The organism is Gottschalkia acidurici 9a (assembly GCF_000299355.1).
In the GTDB taxonomy this organism is placed as follows: Bacteria; Bacillota; Clostridia; order Tissierellales; family Gottschalkiaceae; genus Gottschalkia; species Gottschalkia acidurici.
The window spans coordinates 1239473-1262053 of sequence record NC_018664.1 but is presented as its reverse complement, the minus strand read 5'-3'; the positions used below and the strand labels follow the sequence as shown (position 1 = coordinate 1262053).

The 22581-nt window shown below is 30.2% G+C and carries 22 protein-coding genes; 3 read left to right on the top strand and 19 right to left on the bottom strand.

What is annotated here, in order from left to right:
• Positions 1–4: 4 nt before the first annotated feature.
• Genes thiH through thiE form a run of 3 tightly spaced genes read left to right on the top strand, consistent with a single transcriptional unit; the run spans position 5 to position 2406 of the window.
• The gene (gene thiH / locus CURI_RS05900; protein ID WP_014967316.1) at positions 5–1120 is read left to right on the top strand and encodes a 2-iminoacetate synthase ThiH; all 1116 of its coding nucleotides are present in this window, start codon (positions 5–7) and stop codon (positions 1118–1120) included.
• A 15-nt stretch (positions 1121–1135) separates the two neighbouring features.
• On the top strand, positions 1136–1753 hold the full coding sequence (gene thiF / locus CURI_RS05895) for a sulfur carrier protein ThiS adenylyltransferase ThiF (protein ID WP_014967315.1): 618 nt from the start codon (positions 1136–1138) through the stop codon (positions 1751–1753).
• Positions 1754–1758: 5 nt separating this feature from the next.
• Positions 1759–2406, top strand: a complete 648-nt coding sequence (gene thiE, locus CURI_RS05890) for a thiamine phosphate synthase (RefSeq protein ID WP_014967314.1) — start codon at positions 1759–1761, stop codon at positions 2404–2406.
• Between the two features lie 114 nt (positions 2407–2520).
• On the opposite strand, the gene CURI_RS05885 is transcribed toward thiE, so the two are convergent.
• The 19 genes from CURI_RS05885 to CURI_RS05795 form a co-directional block, all read right to left on the bottom strand.
• The gene (locus CURI_RS05885) at positions 2521–3456 is read right to left on the bottom strand and encodes an AEC family transporter (RefSeq protein WP_014967313.1); all 936 of its coding nucleotides are present in this window, start codon (positions 3454–3456) and stop codon (positions 2521–2523) included.
• Between the two features lie 150 nt (positions 3457–3606).
• Positions 3607–4050, bottom strand: a complete 444-nt coding sequence (locus tag CURI_RS05880) for a hypothetical protein (protein WP_014967312.1) — start codon at positions 4048–4050, stop codon at positions 3607–3609.
• A gap of 176 nt (positions 4051–4226) precedes the next feature.
• The gene (locus CURI_RS05875; protein ID WP_014967311.1) at positions 4227–5165 is read right to left on the bottom strand and encodes an AEC family transporter; all 939 of its coding nucleotides are present in this window, start codon (positions 5163–5165) and stop codon (positions 4227–4229) included.
• Positions 5166–5327: 162 nt separating this feature from the next.
• The gene (locus CURI_RS05870; protein ID WP_014967310.1) at positions 5328–6197 is read right to left on the bottom strand and encodes a uroporphyrinogen decarboxylase family protein; all 870 of its coding nucleotides are present in this window, start codon (positions 6195–6197) and stop codon (positions 5328–5330) included.
• A 196-nt stretch (positions 6198–6393) separates the two neighbouring features.
• On the bottom strand, positions 6394–6915 hold the full coding sequence (locus CURI_RS16085) for an RNA-guided endonuclease InsQ/TnpB family protein (protein WP_228370480.1): 522 nt from the start codon (positions 6913–6915) through the stop codon (positions 6394–6396).
• A gap of 130 nt (positions 6916–7045) precedes the next feature.
• Positions 7046–7522 (bottom strand): RNA-guided endonuclease InsQ/TnpB family protein, encoded by a 477-nt coding sequence (locus CURI_RS16080; RefSeq protein WP_041701580.1) that lies wholly within the window; start codon positions 7520–7522, stop codon positions 7046–7048.
• 588 nt (positions 7523–8110) lie between these two features.
• Complete coding sequence (locus CURI_RS05855) at positions 8111–9019, bottom strand: CobW family GTP-binding protein (protein WP_014967309.1); 909 nt, start codon at positions 9017–9019, stop codon at positions 8111–8113.
• A 29-nt stretch (positions 9020–9048) separates the two neighbouring features.
• Complete coding sequence (locus CURI_RS05850) at positions 9049–10770, bottom strand: ASKHA domain-containing protein (RefSeq protein WP_014967308.1); 1722 nt, start codon at positions 10768–10770, stop codon at positions 9049–9051.
• A complete protein-coding gene (locus CURI_RS05845) occupies positions 10770–11771 on the bottom strand; it encodes a uroporphyrinogen decarboxylase family protein (RefSeq protein ID WP_014967307.1) in 1002 nt (333 codons plus the stop codon). The genes CURI_RS05850 and CURI_RS05845 overlap by 1 nt, the downstream gene beginning before the upstream one ends.
• A gap of 33 nt (positions 11772–11804) precedes the next feature.
• Positions 11805–12455, bottom strand: coding sequence for a corrinoid protein (locus CURI_RS05840; RefSeq protein WP_014967306.1), 651 nt, complete (start codon positions 12453–12455; stop codon positions 11805–11807).
• Between the two features lie 123 nt (positions 12456–12578).
• Positions 12579–13649 carry a uroporphyrinogen decarboxylase family protein gene (locus CURI_RS05835; protein ID WP_014967305.1) on the bottom strand — a complete coding sequence of 357 codons (1071 nt, stop codon included), beginning with the start codon at positions 13647–13649 and terminating at the stop codon, positions 12579–12581.
• Between the two features lie 648 nt (positions 13650–14297).
• Complete coding sequence (locus CURI_RS05830; protein WP_014967304.1) at positions 14298–15335, bottom strand: ABC transporter substrate-binding protein; 1038 nt, start codon at positions 15333–15335, stop codon at positions 14298–14300.
• Positions 15336–15454: 119 nt separating this feature from the next.
• Complete coding sequence (locus CURI_RS05825; protein WP_014967303.1) at positions 15455–16510, bottom strand: uroporphyrinogen decarboxylase family protein; 1056 nt, start codon at positions 16508–16510, stop codon at positions 15455–15457.
• Positions 16511–16536: 26 nt separating this feature from the next.
• Entirely contained in the window at positions 16537–17304 is a 768-nt protein-coding gene (locus CURI_RS05820) for an ABC transporter permease (RefSeq protein ID WP_014967302.1), read from the bottom strand.
• On the bottom strand, positions 17301–18107 hold the full coding sequence (locus CURI_RS05815) for an ABC transporter ATP-binding protein (RefSeq protein WP_014967301.1): 807 nt from the start codon (positions 18105–18107) through the stop codon (positions 17301–17303). The genes CURI_RS05820 and CURI_RS05815 overlap by 4 nt, the downstream gene beginning before the upstream one ends.
• Positions 18108–18504: 397 nt before the next feature.
• Entirely contained in the window at positions 18505–19320 is an 816-nt protein-coding gene (locus CURI_RS05810; RefSeq protein ID WP_014967300.1) for a MetQ/NlpA family ABC transporter substrate-binding protein, read from the bottom strand.
• Positions 19321–19373: 53 nt separating this feature from the next.
• Positions 19374–20444, bottom strand: coding sequence for a methylcobamide--CoM methyltransferase (locus tag CURI_RS05805; RefSeq protein WP_014967299.1), 1071 nt, complete (start codon positions 20442–20444; stop codon positions 19374–19376).
• Positions 20445–20564: 120 nt separating this feature from the next.
• Entirely contained in the window at positions 20565–21626 is a 1062-nt protein-coding gene (locus CURI_RS05800) for a uroporphyrinogen decarboxylase family protein (RefSeq protein ID WP_014967298.1), read from the bottom strand.
• 31 nt (positions 21627–21657) lie between these two features.
• Positions 21658–22491, bottom strand: coding sequence for a MetQ/NlpA family ABC transporter substrate-binding protein (locus CURI_RS05795; protein WP_014967297.1), 834 nt, complete (start codon positions 22489–22491; stop codon positions 21658–21660).
• Positions 22492–22581 lie beyond the last annotated feature (90 nt).

The window sequence follows — 22581 nt, the reverse complement described above, 5'->3', positions numbered from 1 at the left end:
TATTATGAGTTTTTATAGTATTTGTTCTAAATACAAGGACTTCAATTTAGAAAGTTTTAATAAGCAAATTACTAAAAATGATATAAGGAAAATCTTAAAGAAAAGTAAGTTAAATTCTATGGACTTCTTAGCATTACTCTCTCCAACAGCAGAATATTTTCTTGAGGATATGGCTCAGCTATCACATAAACTTACAGTTCAGCAGTTCGGAAAGACTATACTTATGTATACTCCTATGTATTTAGCCAATTATTGTACAAATCAATGTGTCTATTGTGGGTTTAATGCAGTAAATAGTATAGGTAGAAATCAATTAACATTTGAAGAGGTTGAAAAAGAGTCGAAATTAATTTCTTCTAAAGGATTTAGGCACATATTAATACTTACCGGAGATGCAAAAAGTATATCTTCCGTAGAGTATATTAGTAAATGTGTAGATATTTTAAGGAAGTATTTTAACTCTATCGGAATAGAAATATATGCATTAGAAGAGAATGAATATTCAACATTAGTACAAGCAGGAGTTGACTCTTTAACCATATATCAAGAAACTTATAATGAAGAGCTTTATGATAAACTTCATCTCAAGGGTCCTAAGAAAGATTATAGATTTAGACTTGATGCTCCTGAAAGAGCTTGTAAGGCTAATATACGTTCAGTAAATGTTGGAGCTCTCCTAGGTCTTGATAATTGGCAAAAAGATGCCTTTTTAACAGGATTACATGCAGAGTACATTCAGAATAAATATTCTCATATAGATGTTAATGTGTCTATGCCTAGAATACGACCTCATGTTGGTGAAGACTTCCCTTGCATGCCAGTTAATGATAAAAACCTAGTTCAGTTTATATTAGCTCTTAGACTTTTTATACCCAGAGTTGGAATAACAATGTCAACAAGAGAAGATGTCAATTTTAGAAACAATGTACTACCACTAGGTGTTACTAAAATGTCAGCGGATTCTAATACTTCTGTAGGCGGACATTCTAAAAATAGTGATGATAATGGACAATTTGATATATCTGATAACAGAGACTTACAGGATATGTTATTAGACATAAAAAACTTGGATATCAGCCAGTTCTTAAAGATTGGGATATCATATAGTTTTAGTTTATAAAAGGCTGGTGAATTTATGAATCTTTTTGAAGAAACTTTGTTAAATCAACTTGGTGAAAACAACTTTAAAGCTATACAGTCAGTCAAAATAGGTATTGCAGGTGCAGGCGGACTTGGCTCTAACTGTGCCTTTAATTTAACTAGGTGTGGATTTAAAAACTTTATAATAGCTGATTTTGACAAAATTGAATACTCTAATTTAAACAGACAGTTTTTCTTTTATCATCAAGTTGGTATGCCTAAAGTCGAGGCTCTTAAAGAAAATCTTATTTTAATAAATCCTGATGTTAATATAGATTCATTAAATATATATTTAAACTATGATAATTTAGAAGATATATATAATGATTGCGATATAATAGTTGAAGCTTTTGACAAGTCAAGTTGTAAAAAAATGATAGTTGAGAAGTTTTTAGGATCAAATAAACTTTTAGTTTCAGCATCTGGCCTTGCTGGCTGGGATGATAGTAACCTTATAACTACTAGGAAAATTAAAAGTAATTTTTATCTTATAGGAGATTTGGTTTCCGAAGTAAGTGAAAACTGCCCACCAATTTCTCCAAGAGTTAATACTGCTGCTGCTAAACAGGCGAATGTTATATTAAACTATGTAATTAATAATTTTAGGAGATGATTTCATTGAGAAATAAACTTAAAGCTTTATTCGAAAAAGAACTATATTGTATAACTGCTGAAGAATTTTCAAATGGAAAAGACAATATACAAGTTGTAAAGGAGTTAATAGACTCAGGAGTTAAGATAATTCAGTATAGAGAAAAAGATAAAAAATCTCTTTATAAGTATGAAGAATGCAAGAAAATAAGAGAGCTCACTAGAGAAGCTGGTGTTACTTTTATTCTAAATGATGATATAGATATAGCAATACTTGTAAATGCTGATGGAGTTCATATTGGACAAGAAGATATTCCTATAAAAAAAGTTAGGGAGCTTGTAGGAAATGATATGTTCATAGGGCTGTCTACTCATTCATCTGAAGAAGCTCAAAGTGCAGTAGCTAATGGTGCTGATTATATAGGAGTAGGGCCTATATTTAAAACATCTACTAAAAAAGATGTCTGTGATCCTTTAGGATTTGAATATCTTGAATATGTTTCTAAAAATATAGATATTCCTTTTGTTGCGATAGGCGGAATTAAAGAACATAATGTTTCCGAAGTTTTAAATCATGGTGCTAGGTGTGTATGTATGATTTCTGAAATAGTTGGTGCAGAAGATATAGGCTTAAAAGTTAAAAGAATAAAAAATATAATAAAAAATACTAAGTAATAGTAAGAATCTATAGATATAAAATTTCTTCCTGTCATCTTTCACATCTATAAAAGATGACAGGTTTTTAAAATTGTTGATATACTATAATATCTTTTTAATACTAACTTAAATTTATAATCCAAATAGCTTAGAAGAAATATACATTATAAAAGGTATAGTTAATATACTCATAAGTGTAGTTAAAAATACTCCTTGAGATGCCAAGCTATAATCCGAATCATACCTTCTAGCAAATATAGCTGTATTAGGTGCTGAGGGCATTGCATCTATTATTATAGTTATACCAATTATAATCTTAGGTAGTTTAAATAGTAATAGTGCAAGTATTATTGTAAATGGAACTACTATTAGTCTAATTAGACATGTTAGAATTAAAGTCCTATTTTTAAACATAGAACCTAATTCTGTTGATCCTAGATTCCCGCCAACAATTATCATAGCTAAAGGAATAGTCATAGTTCCCAACATATTCATAGGTTCATATACAAGTCTTGGTAAACTCAGTGGTGTTAAAAATATAATAAGACCTATGACTACACTAATTATACCTGGATTAAATATAAATTTCTTTATAGAACTTTCATCTGTACTCTCATTATGGTCAACTAATTTCACCCCAAATGTCCATACAAAAGCATTAAAAGTTATATTAAGTATAGCGGCATAAAATACACCCTCATCTCCATATAATGCACTAGCTATTGCAATTCCCATAAAGCCATGATTTGAGAAAAATATTAAAAATCTATATATACCTTTCTGTGGATCTTCTACTTTCGAAATATCAGTAAATGTCTTTGATATAATAGCCTTTATTATGTACGTAAGTATACTTACAGAAAGTATTATTGCACTATATATAACTTTATCCTTAGAAAACTCTTTATCCATTGAAACTATAATAAAGATTGGTAATGTTACTTTTAAAACAAATTCTGAAAATCCCTTTATAACTTCATCCGTTATTATATTTCTTTTTCTTATAATAAAACCAACTATTACTAAGGAAAATAATATTATAGTTTGTTCTAATACTTTATTAAACATATTTCAAACCCTCCTTTTTTAATATATTATGCAGTACTTAATCTATAACTTCTATATTTTTTATGTTATTAGAGTTTAATTAAAACAAAGTATTAAATTAATCTAAGAGTACTTTACCCTTCACAATTTAACTTTTTGCTTCTATATCCACTACCAATCATTATAAGTATAATGTTCATTATAAGATATAGGTTCATAATTTGAACAAAAGTCAAGAAGCTCTCTACTCCTTGCTTTGTAACATTCATTATTGCTTGAAAAAAATTTGCATACATCATCCTTATTGTTAACTTCAATTCCTTTAAAGCAAAATATTTCATTGTCATTATCTCCGTATGGACAGAAGTTACCATATCTACAAGATTGACAACATGCAACCCTTACATTTGCTGGCATCACCTTCTGTAAATTCTTTATTGCAAATTCAGTATTGTCTGATACCTCGGATATAAAGTAGTGGTTTTCTAAATAGATTTCATAGTGAATATTTTTAAATTCATTCTCAAGTGATTGCTCGTAAATCATTTTTGTCGGTATTTTAAGGAGTATACTATCAATCAAGTAGTTTACATATAAAATCTTTTCTTTTAACAATATTCAACCTACCTTTCTTTCTGATATTTAACGTCTAAACAAAGCTTGTTTAATACTAAGTGACTTATATTTATTGCTATTTTAAATAATAACTTATGACTAAGGACAAAGATATAAAACAAGGTTATTGAATAAAATGTGATATTCAATAACCTTATTTAAAATTGTATCTAATATTATAAATTAAATGTCTTTGAAAAAATATAAAGTATTAATGGTGTAGTTAGTATATTAATAAGTGTGGTTAAAAACACACCCTGAGATGCAAGGTTATAGTCTGAATTATACATTCTAGTAAACATAGCCGTATTAGCTGCTGCTGGCATTGCATCTATTATTATAGTCATTCCTACTATTATTTCAGGTAGCTTAAATGGTAACAACATAAATATAAATATCAATGGAATTACTATTAACCTAATTAGTGATGCTAGCATTAGTTTTTTATTTCTAAACATAGAACCTAATTCTGTTGCACCTAAAATACCACCTACAACTATCATAGCTAAAGGTGACGTTATACTTCCTACCATGTTCATAGGATCATATAAAAGCTTTGGTAACTTTAGAGGTGTTAAAAATATAATAAGACCTATTATTACACTAAATACGCCTGGATTAGTCAAAAGCTTTTTCATAACATTTTCTTCTTTTGTGTTATCTTGACTAACTAGTTTTACTCCAAAAGTCCATAGCAATATGTTAAATGTTATATTAAGTATTGCAGCATAAAATACACCGTCATCTCCATATAGGGCGTTTGCCACTGGTATTCCCATAAATCCAGAGTTTGAGAAGAATATTAAAAATCTATATACTCCTTTTTGTGGTTCCTTTATATTTAAAGAGTTTGTAAAAATCTTTGATATAACTGCTTTTATAAAATAAGTAAAGATACTTATAAATATTATTATTCCGCTGTATATTAGCCTATCTTTTGAGAATTCTTTATCCATTGAAACTATGATAAATAATGGTAAAGTTACTTTTAAAACAAAATCTGAAAATCCTCTTATAATTTCATCCGTTATTATATTTCTCTTTCTTATAACGAACCCTAGTATAACTAATAAAAATAGTGTTATAGTTTGCTCTAACACACTGGTAAAAGCCATGTAAACCCTTCTTTCTTGATTATTAATTAACAAAATATTTCATAATAAAGTATATATTAAAACTAAATTTTTTTAAAGTAGAGCACTAACTAATATAGTAACTAAAAATAGCTTAGAACAGTTTTAAATCTATTCTAAGCCATTTCTTAGCAATTTAACTTTTTAACTTAAATCTATTTTCCAAACAGTATTATCTTTAAGCTTATCTGGGGTTCTTTTCATACATGAATGTCCTATAAATTTTATATCTTTTTGATTGTTTATTATATCAATTATAGCTTCTCCGTAAGTAACATCTTCTTTCAGTTTTACTGGAGTTGATTTTGCAAATTCATATTTTTCTAGTGCTACTGAAGTCTTTCCGCATATATGAACTACTATATTATCAAACTCTCCTATTTTTTTAAGTACTTCACTTGTAACCTTTCCTGTTAAGTATCTATATACTTTAGGTCCAACAATATCTACAGAACCTACTGAATCTTCATAAGATATTATTTTCGCACCTCTCTTTATACCTTCCTTAACATAATTAATTATATTGTCCTCTATTATTGTTATTACTTTATCAACTAATTCCTTATTTTTTCTTACAGCTTTATAAAATATCATAGGATCTATAAGAGATGTTATTATTATGAATGGACCCGAGACGTTTAGAGTAACGATTTCTCCTTCATTATTTAGTTTTTCTATAGAATCAAGAACTTCTTTAATTCTACCTTCGTTTAAATTTATTTTTTCTATTTCACTAAGCTGCTCTATACTTTCATAAGCAAATGAATTAACTCTAGGTCCTATTTTTTCATCACCTAAATTCACCTTTGCACCTAATGCTTCAACTTCCACAGTTGAACAAAAAGGCACTACACATATTGTATTCTTATCATGTTCCTTAACTTGCTTTGAAAGCTCAGCAATATCATTACTATTTGTATGAGCTTTAGGAAATGAAAACCTTGTGCTTTTAATTGTTTCTTTGATTGCTTTATCATCACCTTGGATTTTACATACAAAATTTATTCCGGTCATATTATCCCGTTGCATAAAGCTTATAAAAGTTTATAAATATATAAGTTTTACTTTAATTCCTTCTTCATAGTACCCTATTTTGATTATACTAAGATAATCTACTCTAGTTTGTGTGGCACTGAGCAAATGCTGTTTCTAAAGGCTTAAATTCCCATACAACGCATGGTACATATTGGTATCATCTTTTTTGTTGATTTTATACCAATTTATATTCTCCTAAGTTTATACTAGCATTTTTATCTCTATCTATTTCTAATCCACAGATGCATTTATACACTCTATCTGAAAGCTTTAGATCTTTTTTTATTTCTCCACATTTGCTACACTTTTTAGATGATGGAAAAAATCTATCTGCTTGAACAAACCCTATACCATTGAATTCACATTTATATTTCATTTGTCTTATGAACTCATAAAACTTCTGTTCTGCTATTGCTTTTGATAGATGTTTGTTTTTCATCATTCCACTGATGTTAAGATCCTCCATAACTATTCTTATTGGTCTTAACTTTATTATTTTATTTGTGGCCTGGTGTATATGGTTTTGTCTTATATTTGATAGTTTTCTATGGATTAGTTTTATTTTCTTTTCTAGTTTTATTATATTGCTAGTTTTTATAAACTTAGTTTCCAGTTTGTTCATCTCATACTTTCTACTTACCTGTCTTTGTAGTCTTTTTAATTTCTTTTTTAACTTTCTTACTTTTTTTAGTTTTATTAATGTTTTTTATTGGTTTGTCTAGTTTGTTTATTACTGCTAGTACTGATATTCCTAGGTCTATTCCTATACTTAAATCTTGATTTAACTTAGCTTGATTTTCGCCTTGTTCATAACCAAATGATATGTATCAGTATTTCCCGTCATAGCTACATCTGGGATTATTGTAGCTGTCTAGTATGGGGATATTGTCGTTGGTTTTAATTTTTACCCTACCTATTTTTTCTATATTTACAGTTCTATCTTTTATTTTTAGTGAATCATTTCTAACGTAAAAAGATTGTCTTGATTTCTTTTTAGATTTAAACCTAGGATATTTGGCACTTTTGCGAAAGAAGTTATTGAAAGAACTTTGTAAATCTAAGAAAGCTTGTGAAGTTATCTTTGCTGACACTTCGTATAGCCATTTGAATTGTTCTTTCTTTTTGATTTCATTATTAAACTTCTTTTTTATACTGTAAACATTTGGGTTTAGCCCACTTTTATATTCTTCTTCCCATTTAGCTAGACCCCAATTGTATGCAAACCTTGCAACACCAACTGATTTAAACATTAATATTTCTTGTTCTTTTGTAGGTAGTAGTCTTATTTTTACTGACTTTATCATTTCCTCACCTCCTTATATCCATTATAATACAAGTTAGTGATTTAATGAAATACGAATTGAACAAGTGTTCCATATCGTTGTATTTAATTATATATTTATAACTTTCTATAAGCTTTATGCTCATTCATATATGTTCGCTAGACATATACAGTTCTCAGGTCTTTGACCATGAACTTCTTATGCTTTCACATAAGCGTAGACTATATCATCACCTGTCTGGTGTCCTCCGCTTCCACTATCAATCGCTTATAGTGTACTCCCTTTTGGGATAGTCGTTGAAGTTTACTCTTATCTTTCGACTTAGAGCCTTACCTGCTGATTGTCGATTGTTTCTGCACTTAGGATTTAACCTTATGCTATACACATTAGTTTTTTCTGCTTTCGCAACATTCGCACTTATCTTTTCAGATTATGCTGTAGTCAACGTGTCTTTACGAGTTCCCAGCAATTCAAAGGATTTTGGATAGGTATTTCCTATCAACTCCATGCTCTTTACGAACATGGGAGGCTGTCAACAATTTTCTAAATTATAAAAACTTTATAATGTTATTTATCCTTTTATAATCTATTTGTAACTGTTAGTTACCCCTAAAAGTTTAATTTTTTTGAAAGAGCTTCTTTATTAAGATTCCTACCAATTAAACACATTCTATTAGAATTATGGTTTTTATTTTCATTAATGCTATATCTGCCGTTTACATAACTAAATTCTAGTGAGCCATCTTCACCATATACAAATCCTTTTGCCCTTATAATATCTCCATAATCTTCATCTGTAAGTCTATCTAGCATATTTCCTAAACTTTCTTTATTAAATTCTTTAGGATTTTTAATACTATAACTTTGAAGGTTTTCCGCTATATTTTTTATCTCATCTACAAACTCTATACTATTTTTGCTACAATCAAATCTAATGTTAGTAAGATCGTCATATTCTAGCTCAGTGAATATATTCCAATCCTTGTATAGTATCTCAGCACTTTTGTTAATATTTCTTATTGACTTAATTATTTCATCTATGTTCTTTTCTTCTATTAACTGAGTTTTACTGAGTACTATTATTCCTGCATTTCTTACCTGATCTTTATAAAATTCGCCGAACTCCTCTATTAGTAACAGATAGTCTAATGAATCTACCACAGTTATAGGTAAAGTTAATACACACTTTTCTTCAATATCATTTTTATCAAAGATTTTTAAAATTTCACTTAGCATGCCTATTCCTGTTGGCTCTATAATTATATGCTCTGGGTTATAGTCTTCGATTACAGATACAATCATAGTCTCAAAGTCTGATTTCATGCTGCAGCAAATACATCCCTGTGCCATTTCTACAACATCATAATTTTCTCTTTCTATAATTTCACCATCTATCCCAACTTCACCAAATTCATTCTCTATAATTACTTTTTTTCCTTTAATAAACTTAACTAATTTCTTTATTAAAGTAGTTTTACCAGCACCTAAAAAGCCTGAAACTATATGAACTTTTATCATGACTTTTCTCCTCTTTAAAATTTAATACTTTAAAAACTTAATTCTTTTACAAAGCATTCTTGAAATTCTTCTTTCATAGAAAGCTCTAATACTTCTATCTCATCTTTTAGTCTTATCATATCTTTAATTATATCTTTATTTATCAATGATAGCTTTGCACCTTCTACTGATGAGTTTCCTGTAAAGCTAATTTTACCTTTAAAACCTTTAGGTATTATTCCTATTCTTCTTATACTTTCTGGATTTAGATGATATCCAAAAGAACCAGCTACAACTACTTCTTCTATTTGATCAATAGACAAGTTGATACTTTGTAGTATCATAGTTATTCCTGCAGCTATTGCTCCTTTTGCAAGCTGAATTTGCCTTATATCAGCTTGAGAAATATAGATTTCATCTGTTATATAAAACTTTTTATCCCTTATCTTTTCTCCTAGTTCTCCCTCTAATTTGTTATTTAATTTTCCACTTTTTAATATAACTTTATTATTTACTAGCTCTGAAGCTATATCTATAAGTCCACTTCCACAAATTCCTTTTGGACTTTCATTATTAATTGTAGTAAATTTAACATTTTCATTCTCTATAATGAATGTATCTATAGCGCCAGATTCAGCTCTACATCCACATGATATATTCATACCCTCAAATGCGGGACCTGCGGCTGTAGATGTACCTACTACTTTACCATTTGATATAACAAGAATTTCTCCATTAGTACCTATATCTATAAATATAGCATTATGTTTTTTTCTATTAAATGCTGTTGCTATAGCCCCTGAAACAATATCAGCTCCCACATATCCTGATGCTGAAGGTAATATAGTTACTATACCTTCTTCATTTATTTTAATCCCCATATCTTTTCCCTTTATATCTAACTTTCTTATGAATACTGGTCTATATGGTGATTTTGCTATCGTTTCTGTATCTATTCCAAGTAGCATATGCAACATAACTGTATTTGCAGCAACTATAACTCTATATACATACTTAATATTTTCTTCTCCCTTGACAAGTTCAAGTATCATTTTATTTATTTTGTTAACTATTGATCTTTTTAAATTTTCTTTTCCTTCCGAGGTACTTATGCTATAAGTTATTCTAGATAGTACATCTCCACCATATTCAGTTTGTGGATTTAGTGATGACTTTTTATTAAGAGTCTCACCAGTTCTAATATCTACTAGATATGCAGATATTCCTGTCGTTCCTATATCTATGGCAACTCCAAATAGTTTTTCTAGTGATTGCTCTATATCTATAATCTTATCTTTATATAAAACAGCCTTTATATCTTCATAATTATTCTTATCTATATCTGATATTTTTTCTAGTATATTTGAGGATATTTCATACTTTAAATTTTCAACATAAGGAATTGAACTTGTCCTATCTAACAATGGAATATCTATTATTTTCATATCACTATTTAATTTAACATCTATCGAATAACCTTCGTTTATTGTTTTTAGTGCCGTATATTTATCTGTAAGTTTTATTTCAACGTCACCTAAGACTGTTGTAAGACAAGCTAATCTTTCACTACTTCCTTCCTTTATATGTTCCTTCTCTTTATCCATAACAGCCGATAACTTTCCTGTAGCTTCTATCTTACACTTACCGCAGGTACCCATACCATTACATGGAGTCTCTATGGAAAAGTCTGCTTGTCTTATGCATTCTACTAAGCTTATACCTTCCTCCACTTCTATAGTTGTTGATTTGTCTTTAAATGTTATCTTTGCCATTAGATATTTCTTCCTTTTATATAATCTGTCATAGATCTTAGGCTCTCAGTTGACGTTGACATGCTAAGACCACACGCAGGTGAAACAATATCGACTCCTGATAAAATAGCATTTTCAGTTATTGAAACTATTTTTTCCTTTGTTCCAATATCTAAAAGTTGTGTACTTACATTCCCCATGAGCTTAGTAGATATCTTAGACTTTGCAAATCTCATATTAACACAAGAGTCAAAGCTAAGAGCATCTGCTCCTACTGTACTTAGTCCATCAATTATATTGTTTACATCTCCACATATATGAAGTATCACTGGAGTATTTTTATCATGAATAAAGTTTATTAGCTCTTTATAGAATGGTACAGAAAATTTTTCAAAATTCTTAGTACCTAGTATTTCTCCTGTAGATGTAGGATCTGATATTGCTATTGCATCTGCTCCGGCTTTTATCATTTCATCTGCAAACTTAATTAGAATATTATTTACAAACTTAAAAAAATCATAAACTTTTTCTGGATCTTTTTTTATCTTTTTAAATATCACAAGTGGATCAACTATTGAAGTTGCTGTACTAACATGTCCTACCAGATTTCCTATAACAGGTACTTTATCATTTTTTAATATCTTTATAGATTCTATTGTAGTTTTCATTCTCGGTGAATCGTTAGGATTTATGTCATAGTTATTAATTATGTCATCTAAATCATCATTATTATATTCTATTATTCTCTCTTCTGTAGTCTTCGTTCCAGAGTCAACAGTAACACCTAACAGTTCAGCCTCTGCAACCATTGCAAATGGTACACCATAGTTTTCAAATCCAGTTTTTTTGTATATATTTCTAGCAGCTTTGACCATTCCATCTATGGTTAAGTTATGATCATCTTCTACGTCATCTAATACCTCTGTAACACAGGCACTCATCATGCCCCCTGGGCAAATTACAGGATGACGATCAACCTTTTCTCCCTTTAGCGTCTTTAATAATCTTTCTTTTTCATTCATTTATATTACCCTTTCTATTCAACCCTTTATTTTCTATTGTGCGACAAGTACTAATTCCTTTGCTTTTCTTGCTGCTTCACTTGCATCACTAGTATAAAGATCAGCACCTATCATGTTAGCAAAGTGTTGAGATATAGGTCCCCCTCCAATCATTACTTTATACTTGTCTCTTATACCTTTTTCGCTTAGCTTGTCTATTACAGTTTTCATACCATCCATTGTTGTAGTCATTAATGTTGACATACCAATTATATCCGCTTCTATTTCTTCTGCAGTTTCTATGAATTTATCAAGCGGAACGTCCCTTCCAAGATCATGCACTTCAAAACCTGCCGATTCCATCATTATTTTCACAAGATTTTTTCCAATATCATGAGTGTCACCTTCCACAACTCCCATTACTATCTTTATAGGCTTTTCTCCGCTGTTTTTATCAAGATATGGCTTTACTATATCTAATCCACCGTTAAATGCATCTGAGCATATTAAAACCTCTGGAAGGAAATATTCTTCTTCCTCGAAAAGTCTACTTACCTCGTCCATTCCTTTTATTAGTCCATCTGTTATTATTTCATATGCTGGTATGCCTTTATCAAGAGCTTCTTTACAAAGATCTAATACTTCCTCCTCTTCCATTTCTATTACTGATTCTTTTATATCATTAAACAATTTTTCTTTTGACATTTTTATTTTTCCCCCTTATATTTTTAAACTCTATTTTTTACTTTTAGTATTAAAACTTTCCGTATACTCAATAACTTTATTTATATTTTCATACATATGTAATTCTTTATTTATTAATATAATCTATAAAAAGTTTCTCGGATCTAATGGCCACTTTCCATATTTTCTAGCAGAAGTCATAAATTGATCAATATTCTCTAAAGGAACATTTCCTGAAAGGTCACATCCTGATGCCAGGATATATCCACAAGGACTATCATATCCCTTTTGAATACATTTTTTTACCGCTAAGTCCACATCTTTAGTGCTTCCAAGGGTTAATACTTCTACTGGATCTATGTTCCCAAGAATAGGAACTTTATCTCCTATCACTTGCTTTGTATATTCTAAGTCTACTCTATTATCAATACTAACCATATCACATCCTGATTTCACCATATCTCCTACGATTGATGTTGTATCCCCGCAGATATGGTAGCAAATCATTCCTTCTGCACTATGAATATCTTTAACTAAATCTATAGTATATGGTAAAACAAATTCTAAGTATTGTTTTCGATGAAGAATTGTTCCGGATGCAATTGGATCACATAGCAATATAATACAGCCTGCCTTTATAAATTCCCTGCAAATCATTTTCAATCCATCATTACAGAATTTAATCAGCTGATGCAATTTTTCAGGATTTTTCCTAGTTGCCTTTAATAATTTTTCTGTTCCATACACGCTTGCAGCAGCAGTGAAAGGCCCTGATATTAAAACTCCAGTTGGAACTTCTTTTCCTAATCTATCTATCAATATATTGGCAGCTTCCAAATGTAATTGAAATGATTTATCATTTTTCAGTTCTAACTTAGACATATCTAACTTATCCACATCATTTAAGTCATCTAAAGCATTTTTTATAACTGATGGCACTGCATCTTCGGGATCACTCATTTGACTACCCAAAGCTATACCTACACCATGTAATCCATATTCAATAAGAGTTAAGTCACTTCCAAACCTTTCGTAACAGGCAATCTGAGCTTTTGCTTCGTTTAGAGCCGTACTTCTCTTTTCTTTATGAGTCATTCCTAGTGCTAGCCCTGACATAGAGCAAGTGACTGGCATAGATAGTATTCTATCCATAGGTTTTCCTGTCATAAATGCAGTTAATCGTTCATTCGGTGTCATTTGATCATCTTTATGCATATATTTACCTCCTAATAAAACATCTCTTTATTTTCAAATTGTATAAATCTGATTATATAATTTCTAGATAATACAAGTACAATAAGTAGTTTCTATATAGGATATTTATTGATAGATTATTTTTATAATAGAAACTTTACTGATGAGTGGATTAAAACGGGGTTTCTGCCTATATAAGACTATTCTGGAGAAAGCGTAGTTTACTTCCTATAGCTTCTACTATTTCATGTATCCCTGTTTTTACTGAAGCTCTATCCTCTCAAAAATGATTGTAACAAAACACTTCCACATCTATCATTGCATCCACATTATTGCTATAGTCATATATTGATACGTCTATCTATTTCTTTTCCTCCAAAGTATCTAGACATTCTTTCTTTTGATGTCATTTTGGTCTTTCCATTTACTTACATTAATCTCCCCGTATAATGTTTTTAAAAAACATTATTCTTATCCATCATACACTTATGATATATTCTATTATATATGTCTTTATTGAGCTTACTCCAATTGATATTATTTATATGTATTTGTTTACCTATCATCTTTTTCTATAATTGTTAAGGTTATATATTTAATAAAAATTGATTTTCATATCTTATTTATATTTTATAAAGGATATGAAAATCAATTTCTCAATAAATCTAATTAGTCTAATTTAATACTTTCTTGTGCTTTCTTTATAAATGATTCATCTACTGCTTGTTCTTTTTTTACATCATTTTTTATAATTCCAGCTTCTTTTGCCATCTTGTTTATAGCTTTAAATCCTGAATCTGTAAATCCACCTGTTTCTGAAAATATGCCATTATCTTTTATTTCTTTAATAGTTTGTTCTAAATTTTTATTATCTGAGAAAGAAGGTCTTATAGCCTCTGTAACTTCTTCTACTGTATGTGCGTTTAACCATAGTGTTGCTTTATATACGGCGTTTACGTACTTTTGTACTATTTCTGGATTTTCTTTAATATAGTCATCTTTAGCGAAAGTTATATACATCTCATAATCTTTAGATCCTAAAATTTGATTATGAACTTCCGGTTTATACATATCAACAAGCATTTTTGCACCAGAGTCTAATAGTAATTGTCTAGATTCTGGCGATGCATAAGTTGCAGCAATGTCATTGTTTTCAAAAGCTGCTATGATACCAGAGTTTGGAATTCTAACATAGTTTGCATCTGCATCAGGATTAAGTCCACCTGATTTTAGTACAGATCTAACGAATTGTCTTGGTGAACTTCCACTATCTGCACCATTAATTGCAGTTCCTTTTAACGATTCAATTGAGTCATATTTAGAGTTTGAAAGGAATGTATATGGAAACTTTTTAGTTGCTGTAATAAGCAGTTTTGTTCCTTGACCTTTTTCATTAAATCCAAGAATCATCTCAGGACCAAATAGTCCAAATTGTGCATCACCAGAGAGTACAGGAGCTGTTGGTGCATCTCCTTGAACTGTAACAATGTCAACATCTAATCCTTGCTCTTCAAAGTATCCTAGTTCTTTTGCTAAATGAACAGGAGCCCAAAGTATTCCTCTTACTGGTTCTGATATTGTAATTTTTTTAAGTTCTGTTAATTTAGCATCTTTTTGTTCATCTTTATTACCTGGTTTTTCACTATTGCAAGCTGTCATGCTAAATAATAGTGTAGTACAAAGAATTAATGCTAGTAGTTTTTTCATAATTTAGTTCCTCCTAATTTGTTTATTCTAATATTAAGTTTTTTAATATCCTCTTAAAATCTTAAAAATTTTCTTATACGCTACTTTCCTTTATCATTATCAATACTATTTGTTAGCTATTATTCATATCTACCAAAATCTTTTACTGCTCTCAACATTGCATCTACATTACATGATGGTGTTAAAGGTGATAAACCACAGTCAGGCATTAAGATAAACCCTCCTGGAAAATCTTTTAATTTTTCTATAATGCTCTTACTCTCCTTATATACATCATCAGGTGTACCATTATTTAGTATTGAGTTTCTAACATTACCAGCAATAATATAGTCATCACCTAAACGTTCTGCTGTCTTTACGATGTTCATCTCAGTACCTACAGCAAATACTGTTCTCTTAGGGACATTTATGTCATTTATCCAATAGTCTAGATTATCAGTATGATTTCCACACAGATGAACTATTATTTTATTAACTCCCCAGTTAGATAAAGTTTCTACAATTTCTTTTGTATATGGTAAGGAAAACTTCTCAAAGTATTTAGATGGTATTAACTCATGAGCCTCTAGTGGATATGCTGTAAATGCCGAGGCTTTTTCTGCTCCAAATTTATCTATCATGTATTTTGCTATAGAAAGTATATAATCTGTACTTATCCTCATAAGGTAGTGTATATGATTAGGGTCTTTTACCATTAGTTTAAGAAGTTGTTGTGCCCCTATTAATCCCTCAACTCCTGTAAGTGCTGATCCTGCTGGAACACCATATCCAAATCCTTTTTCTAGTGACAATTCTGAAAATTTAATCATTCTTGAGCTAATTGGAGCTGTTCTTATATCTGGTAATTCTATTTTTAAGGTATCTTTTATATTTTCAATTGGATACCTTATTACCTTTGGTAAAGCAGCTCTATTGGTTAAAGAAAACTCCAATTCCCCACCAAAATCCCATGTTTGCCAGTTAGGAACACCATATCCTGGACCTGCATCATATTTATGAAGCATCATAGAGTTCATATGGCACTTCAATGCTATCTCTGGATTTAGGTAATATTCTCTAGCAGTGTGGTTTGAGATGAGAGCTGTATATGTACTTGCAAAAGGATTCATAGGTACTCGGTCTATCTTCTTCTTCATAGTTAAGCCCTTCATTCTTTCAGCTGTCGTCATTTCCATTATTTATCCCCCTTTATCTTTCAGTATCAATTCTCTTGTCTCCAAGAAAGAATTCTTTTTTCCATAAGCTTTAACATTCCATCTATTAATGACATTAAAAATAATAAGATAAATATACAGGATAATACTCTTGTGATATTATAGACTCCACCAGCTGATTGAACCATCCAACCAAGTCCTTTATTTGAACCTAGGTATTCTCCTACAATAGTACCCATCACAGCTGAGCCTGCACCTGCACGTAAACTTGCTGCAATCCAAGGAACACATGATGGCAATGTTACCTTTAGTATAATTTGAAGTTTTGATGCTCCCATTATCTTAAGAGTATTTATTAAGTCTACATCTACATCCCTAAAGCCAGCATATGCATTAAAAAATACTAGAAAGAATACCATAATTGTAGACATAAATATCTTTGCTTGAATTCCTATTCCAAACCATATTATAAAAAGAGGACCTAATGCTAATTTTGGTAATCCATAGAGTCCAACTAAAATAGGATCAAATATTTTGGGTAGGACTTTGAAGTTGCCAAATAAAAACGCTATAACAACTCCAGAAACAGTCCCATATACTAGCCCTATAAGTGATACTCCAAACGTTGCATTTATATGAGGCCATATTTCACCTGTTTGAAACAATAGTTTTAAGTCTTGAATTATCTCTAGGGGAGAGCTAAAGTGAAAAGTGTTTATAAGCTCCTTACTCGCTGCAATCTGCCAGATTATAATGAAGACCATAATGAATATAACACTATAGAACTTATCTATTATCTTGTTACTTGTTTTCATACACTCATCATTTCCTCCTCTCTAGCCTTAAGAACTTCATTTTTTATATCACTCCATATATGTTTTTCTAGTTCTATAAACTGACTATTATGTTTAAGATCTTGAATATCCCTTGGTCTAGGTAAGTCTATTTTATATTGAGATTTTATACTTGAAGGTCTATAGCTCATCAATATTATTCTATCTGCTAGGGTAATAGCCTCAGCTATGTCATGAGTTATATATATAATTGTGTTTTTTCTTTCGCTCCATATTTTCAGTATTTCACTTTGTAACAACTCCTTAGTAAACACATCTAATGGTCCAAAAGGCTCGTCCATGAAAATAATTTCTGGGTCTGTAGCAAGTGCCCTAATAATAATAGCTCTTTTTCTCATACCTCCAGATAGTTCATATGGATATTTATCTTCAAATCCAGAAAGCCCACTAGTCTCCATAAGTTTTTTTGCCATATCATATCTATCTTTTTTAGAAACTCCTTCAACTTCTAGTCCAATAGCTACATTGTCCAAAATCTTTCTCCAAGGAAGAAGTGTATCTGATTGAGATATATATCCGATTTTATGTTTATTGAAATTAAGCGTCTCCCCGTCTATCATTACATTACCTTCAGTTGGTTTTATCATTCCTGACATTATATTTAATAAAGTACTTTTACCACAACCACTTGAGCCAACAATAGCTAGAAATTCACCTTCTTTTACAGATAAATTTATATTGTCTAAAGCATGAACTAACTTGCCATCTTTAGACTCATAGTAGTGGCTTATGTTATCTACTTCCAGTTTTATTTTATTTTCCATTATACTGATTTCCTCTCATTTTGCTTTTTATCATAGTCGTCTTTGTGTTATATAACTAATATCTTTATCGCTCTTCCTTCTCATTTTTCGTGTTTTTATTTCAATATCTATTATATATCGACATTCCGATATATTTCTAATTGATAATATCTATATACTTTTTTCTGACTATAGACAGCCTCTATTACTAAATTATTGATTCTATCAAAGTTTTTCACTCTTATATTTATAATTGCTTGCTATAGTTTAGTTTCTTACTGGATAGTCTATTAATTTTTTAGAAAATAAAAAACATCTGTGCAAAATATATTTTTAAATATGCACAGATGTTTTTTATTTTAGGTATATAGATGTGTCTTAATTATACAATCTAAACGGTTCATATATTAATTCCATTCTAAAATAAAGGTGTTTTTGTTCCCTTTGTTTCTTTTAGAATAAAGTTTTTAACTTCATCACTTGTTAAAGCTTTCTCTACTTCTCCTGCCCAATCTTTTTCTTCTTTTAATACTAATACAATACCTTCTTCTTGATCAAAAGCTAGTGCTTTTTCTGAGTCTTTGCCAGCTTCACGAATAACATCAGCCATAGCTATAGCCATATCAGTGTCACTTAATGCATTTGCTAAAGTTAATCTTTCAACTTCTATAAATTTTAGATTATATTTATTTTCAGCAATATCTAATACGTTCGGTACTTCAACTCCGTCTTTAATTTTTATTATTCCTGCTTTATTTAACAGTTTTAATGCTAGCGCTCTATTAGTTGCATCGTTTGCTATAGCAACAGTCATACCTTCTTTAATTTCAGATATATCCTTAATTTTTTCAGAATATAGTCCTATTTGAAAAGCAAATATTTCTTTACCATATGGTTTAAGCTTTGTTCCTCTATCTTTATTAAAATTATCTAAATAATCTTTGTATTGATAGAAGTTTGCATCTATACTCCCTTCATCTACTGCAATATTTGGAGTTATTGCATCATCAAAGACTTTTACATTCATTTTATACTTATCACTGTTTTCATTAAAAACTTTTTGAGCTACCTCTAAAACATCTTTAGATATAACCGATGTTCCTATTGTTATCTCTTGCTTAGTATCTGACCCCTTGCTGTTTAATTGATCATTTTTGTCCTCCGTCTTCCCTTGACAACCAAACAACCCTAACGCTAAAGTTGCTGATACTAATATTCCTAATATTTTTTTCATTTTTATCCTCCCTTTATTATAAAAAGTTTTAAAATTTAAAACATAGATTATAGTCAAATACCTTGCCGAATTCTAATTTTGCTACTATATTTTTTAACTGCCTCTGTAACAGCCTTTATATTTTCAATCGGAGCATGACTAGGTATATCACATCCTGATCCAACTATATATCCTTTTGGACTGTCAGCTGCTTTCTCTATACATAATTTAACTGCCTTATCCACATCATCTATAGTTCCACTCCTTATAATAGAAACTGGATCTATATTTCCTAATATACTAACCTTATCACCTATCGATTTTTTTAGTTCTTCAATATCTTCACAATTATCAACACTGAAAGTTGATATATTGAAATTTCTTAATCTACGCCAAATATTTTTCGTCTTACCGCATATATGGAGTGATGGCTTCTTTCCAGTTATATCATATATACCGTCTATAGTTTTTCTAAGATATGGTTCGACAAATTCTTCAAATTGTTTTGGACTTATCAAATTACCAGAAGCTAAAGGATCCCCTATTCCACATACTAGTCCATACTCCGAATAAACGGCTCTTACAAAACTTAAATTACACTCTGTCATGAATGCTAATAATTTGTGTAAGTTTTCTTTATCTTTTATCATATCCTTCATAAGATTATCAACTCCACGAATGGCAAAAGCAGCACTCATAGGTCCAGATACTCCACTACCTATATTTATTTCTTTTCCTAATTCTTTTTTTATTTTTCCTAGTGCTCTTAATATTATAGGTAATCTACCTTGTTTATATGGATTCACTATATCCATGTTTTCTAGCATCTTATAATCTTTTAATATAGGCTCTATTAAAAATGATGCTCCATTATCGTTATAGCCCATCTTACTTCCAAGTGCTTCTCCCATCCCTCGTAAAGTTACATTTATTCCTGCACTTTCTGCTCCTAATTCTCTTACTATAAATTTCTCAGCCTCCAACATCTTATCCGCATCAAAGTAATATTCTTTTGTGCTTATACCTGCATATACTGCTGCTGTTTCTTCAAACATAAGATTACAAGGTAATCTATCTACTTCTTCTCCTTTAAAATAAGCTTCCATTCTTTCTTTTGGAGTCATTTCTTCCTTAAAGATCTTCATTAAAACACCTTCCTTTTGAAGATTAAACTCTAAATTTACTCCTTAGTCTTCATATAATTAGTGACTAATTCTATTGACATATTATAATAAGTCTGTTTATTTCTCTTTTACTCTATATATCTATTTTTTGTTTTTTGAATTAAACTTATTAAACTTATGAACTGCTTCAACAAACATATCTATTTTTTCTATATCTATGGTCATAGGAAGTTGACACCCTGGTGCTATTATATAGCCTTTAGGACTATCATGAAGTTTAGCTAATAAATATCCAACTTCGTTAAAAATATCTTCTTTTGTTCCATCTGCTATAGTTTCAACAGGCTTCACATTTCCAACTAAGCATACTTCTTTTCCTATTTCTTCTTTTGCTTTCTCCATATCTACAACGTTATCCAGACTTAAAGAACTTACTTTAATTTCAGCTAAATCTTTTAGTATTTTTTCTGTCTGACCACATATGTGTAATGATGGTCTTTTTCCTGTTTTATTGAATATTCTATCTGAGCACTTAGATAAATATGGTTGTACAAACTTTTTGAACATTTTAGGACTTATTAATGAGCATGATCCCATAGGTTCTGCGAATAAAAACCCTACATTGAGTTTTGAGGCTTCATCTATATATAAATTAAATGTTTCCATTATAATGTCCAACCATTTGTTAACCATATCAGGCCTACTATATAGATCTTTCATTAGATTTTCTGACCCTCTTAAAGAACTAAGTGTAGTAAATGGTCCTGGTATTGATGCACTTACACCAACCATTTCACCACATCTCTCTTGGAGTTTTTCTAAAGCTTCTAAAAATATAGGTAATCTGCCATCTTTATGAGGATCTGCTGGACTAAGTTTGTCGTGATTTTCATTTGATGCAAGAAATGGCTCTTCTACTAAAGTAAGACCATATTGAGGAAAGTATAGTTTACTTCCCATAGCTTCTGCAAAACCATGTAATCCTGCTCTTATTGAAATTCCATCTTGTCCAAATCGATTATAGCAATATTCCTCTATATCTACCATTCTATCCGCATTATGATAGTGGTCATAAGACGATATATTTATGAATTTAGCTGCTGGCTCTCCTAATGATAGTGAAAATGGTGGTCTATCTACATCTTCATTATTAAAGTAAGCCGTCATTCTTTCCTTTGATGTCATTTCATCCTTAAATCTCACTGTATGTCCCCCCCTTTATATTTTGTTGCTTCTAGAATAAGGGCTTTACAGCACCTTTATACGTTTCCTGTATAAATTTTCTTGAATTTTCATTAGTCAAAGCTTCTTCAAGATGTTTAGCCCACTCGACATTCTTGTTATCTTCTGTTAGAGTAATTATAATTGCAAGTTCATCTGAATCGTATCCAGAAACTATTGCTGATTTAGGGTCTTTACCAGATTGGAACATATATATGGATGGCATTGCACATATATCTACTTCTTCCAATGATTTTACTAAGCTTAATCTATCCATTTCTACAAACTTTATATCTCTTTTATTTTCTATAATATCTACTAATGTTGGAAATTTAACATTTTCTTTGATTTTTATAAATCCTTGATCTTGTAAAAATTTAAGAGCTATTCCTCTATTGCTAGCATCGTTGGGTATACTCATTGTAAATCCATCTTTAAGTTCATCTAAGCTTTTTATTTTACTTGAATATAATCCATAATCACTTGCAAGGACTTTCTTACCATATCTAACTAAGTTAGTTCCCCTACTTTCATTAAATGCATTAAGATAAGGCTCATGTTGATAAAAATTTACATCTATATCTCCTTCAGCCAATGCTATGTCTGTTGCTACTGCATCATCAAATACTTTTATTTCTAGTTCATATCCGCTTATCTTTTCAAAATCCTCTTTTGCAGCTTTTAATGGAGCCTCAAATAATACTGATGTTCCAGCTTTTATTACCTTTTTCCCGTCTCCACTTTTAGAATCAGCTCCCTTGTTATCACCTTGTCCACCACATGCTGACATTAATGTCATCGTTAGTATTGTTAGTGTTAGTAAACTAATTTTTCTTAAACTTGCCATTAGTTAAACTCCCCCTTCTATTTCTTATATTTTCTATACTTAAATTTAGATATTTTAAAGCTTGAATAGATATTTTAAAATCTTGTAGTA

What these genes read in the sequence shown, in the direction of transcription:
- CURI_RS05840 (WP_014967306.1), bottom strand. Translation starts at nt 12,455, where the DNA reads ATGTCAAAAGAAAAATTGTTTAATGATATAAAAGAATCAGTAATAGAA.
- CURI_RS05815 (WP_014967301.1), bottom strand. Translation starts at nt 18,107, where the DNA reads ATGGAAAATAAAATAAAACTGGAAGTAGATAACATAAGCCACTACTAT.
- CURI_RS05820 (WP_014967302.1), bottom strand. Translation starts at nt 17,304, where the DNA reads ATGAAAACAAGTAACAAGATAATAGATAAGTTCTATAGTGTTATATTC.
- CURI_RS16080 (WP_041701580.1), bottom strand. Translation starts at nt 7,522, where the DNA reads ATGATAAAGTCAGTAAAAATAAGACTACTACCTACAAAAGAACAAGAA.
- CURI_RS05810 (WP_014967300.1), bottom strand. Translation starts at nt 19,320, where the DNA reads ATGAAAAAAATATTAGGAATATTAGTATCAGCAACTTTAGCGTTAGGG.
- thiF (WP_014967315.1), top strand. Translation starts at nt 1,136, where the DNA reads ATGAATCTTTTTGAAGAAACTTTGTTAAATCAACTTGGTGAAAACAAC.
- CURI_RS05795 (WP_014967297.1), bottom strand. Translation starts at nt 22,491, where the DNA reads ATGGCAAGTTTAAGAAAAATTAGTTTACTAACACTAACAATACTAACG.
- CURI_RS05870 (WP_014967310.1), bottom strand. Translation starts at nt 6,197, where the DNA reads ATGACCGGAATAAATTTTGTATGTAAAATCCAAGGTGATGATAAAGCA.
- CURI_RS05830 (WP_014967304.1), bottom strand. Translation starts at nt 15,335, where the DNA reads ATGAAAAAACTACTAGCATTAATTCTTTGTACTACACTATTATTTAGC.
- CURI_RS05855 (WP_014967309.1), bottom strand. Translation starts at nt 9,019, where the DNA reads ATGATAAAAGTTCATATAGTTTCAGGCTTTTTAGGTGCTGGTAAAACT.
- CURI_RS05885 (WP_014967313.1), bottom strand. Translation starts at nt 3,456, where the DNA reads ATGTTTAATAAAGTATTAGAACAAACTATAATATTATTTTCCTTAGTA.
- CURI_RS05805 (WP_014967299.1), bottom strand. Translation starts at nt 20,444, where the DNA reads ATGAAGATCTTTAAGGAAGAAATGACTCCAAAAGAAAGAATGGAAGCT.
- CURI_RS05845 (WP_014967307.1), bottom strand. Translation starts at nt 11,771, where the DNA reads ATGAATGAAAAAGAAAGATTATTAAAGACGCTAAAGGGAGAAAAGGTT.
- CURI_RS05825 (WP_014967303.1), bottom strand. Translation starts at nt 16,510, where the DNA reads ATGGAAATGACGACAGCTGAAAGAATGAAGGGCTTAACTATGAAGAAG.
- CURI_RS05835 (WP_014967305.1), bottom strand. Translation starts at nt 13,649, where the DNA reads ATGCATAAAGATGATCAAATGACACCGAATGAACGATTAACTGCATTT.
- thiH (WP_014967316.1), top strand. Translation starts at nt 5, where the DNA reads ATGAGTTTTTATAGTATTTGTTCTAAATACAAGGACTTCAATTTAGAA.
- CURI_RS05850 (WP_014967308.1), bottom strand. Translation starts at nt 10,770, where the DNA reads ATGGCAAAGATAACATTTAAAGACAAATCAACAACTATAGAAGTGGAG.
- CURI_RS05875 (WP_014967311.1), bottom strand. Translation starts at nt 5,165, where the DNA reads ATGGCTTTTACCAGTGTGTTAGAGCAAACTATAACACTATTTTTATTA.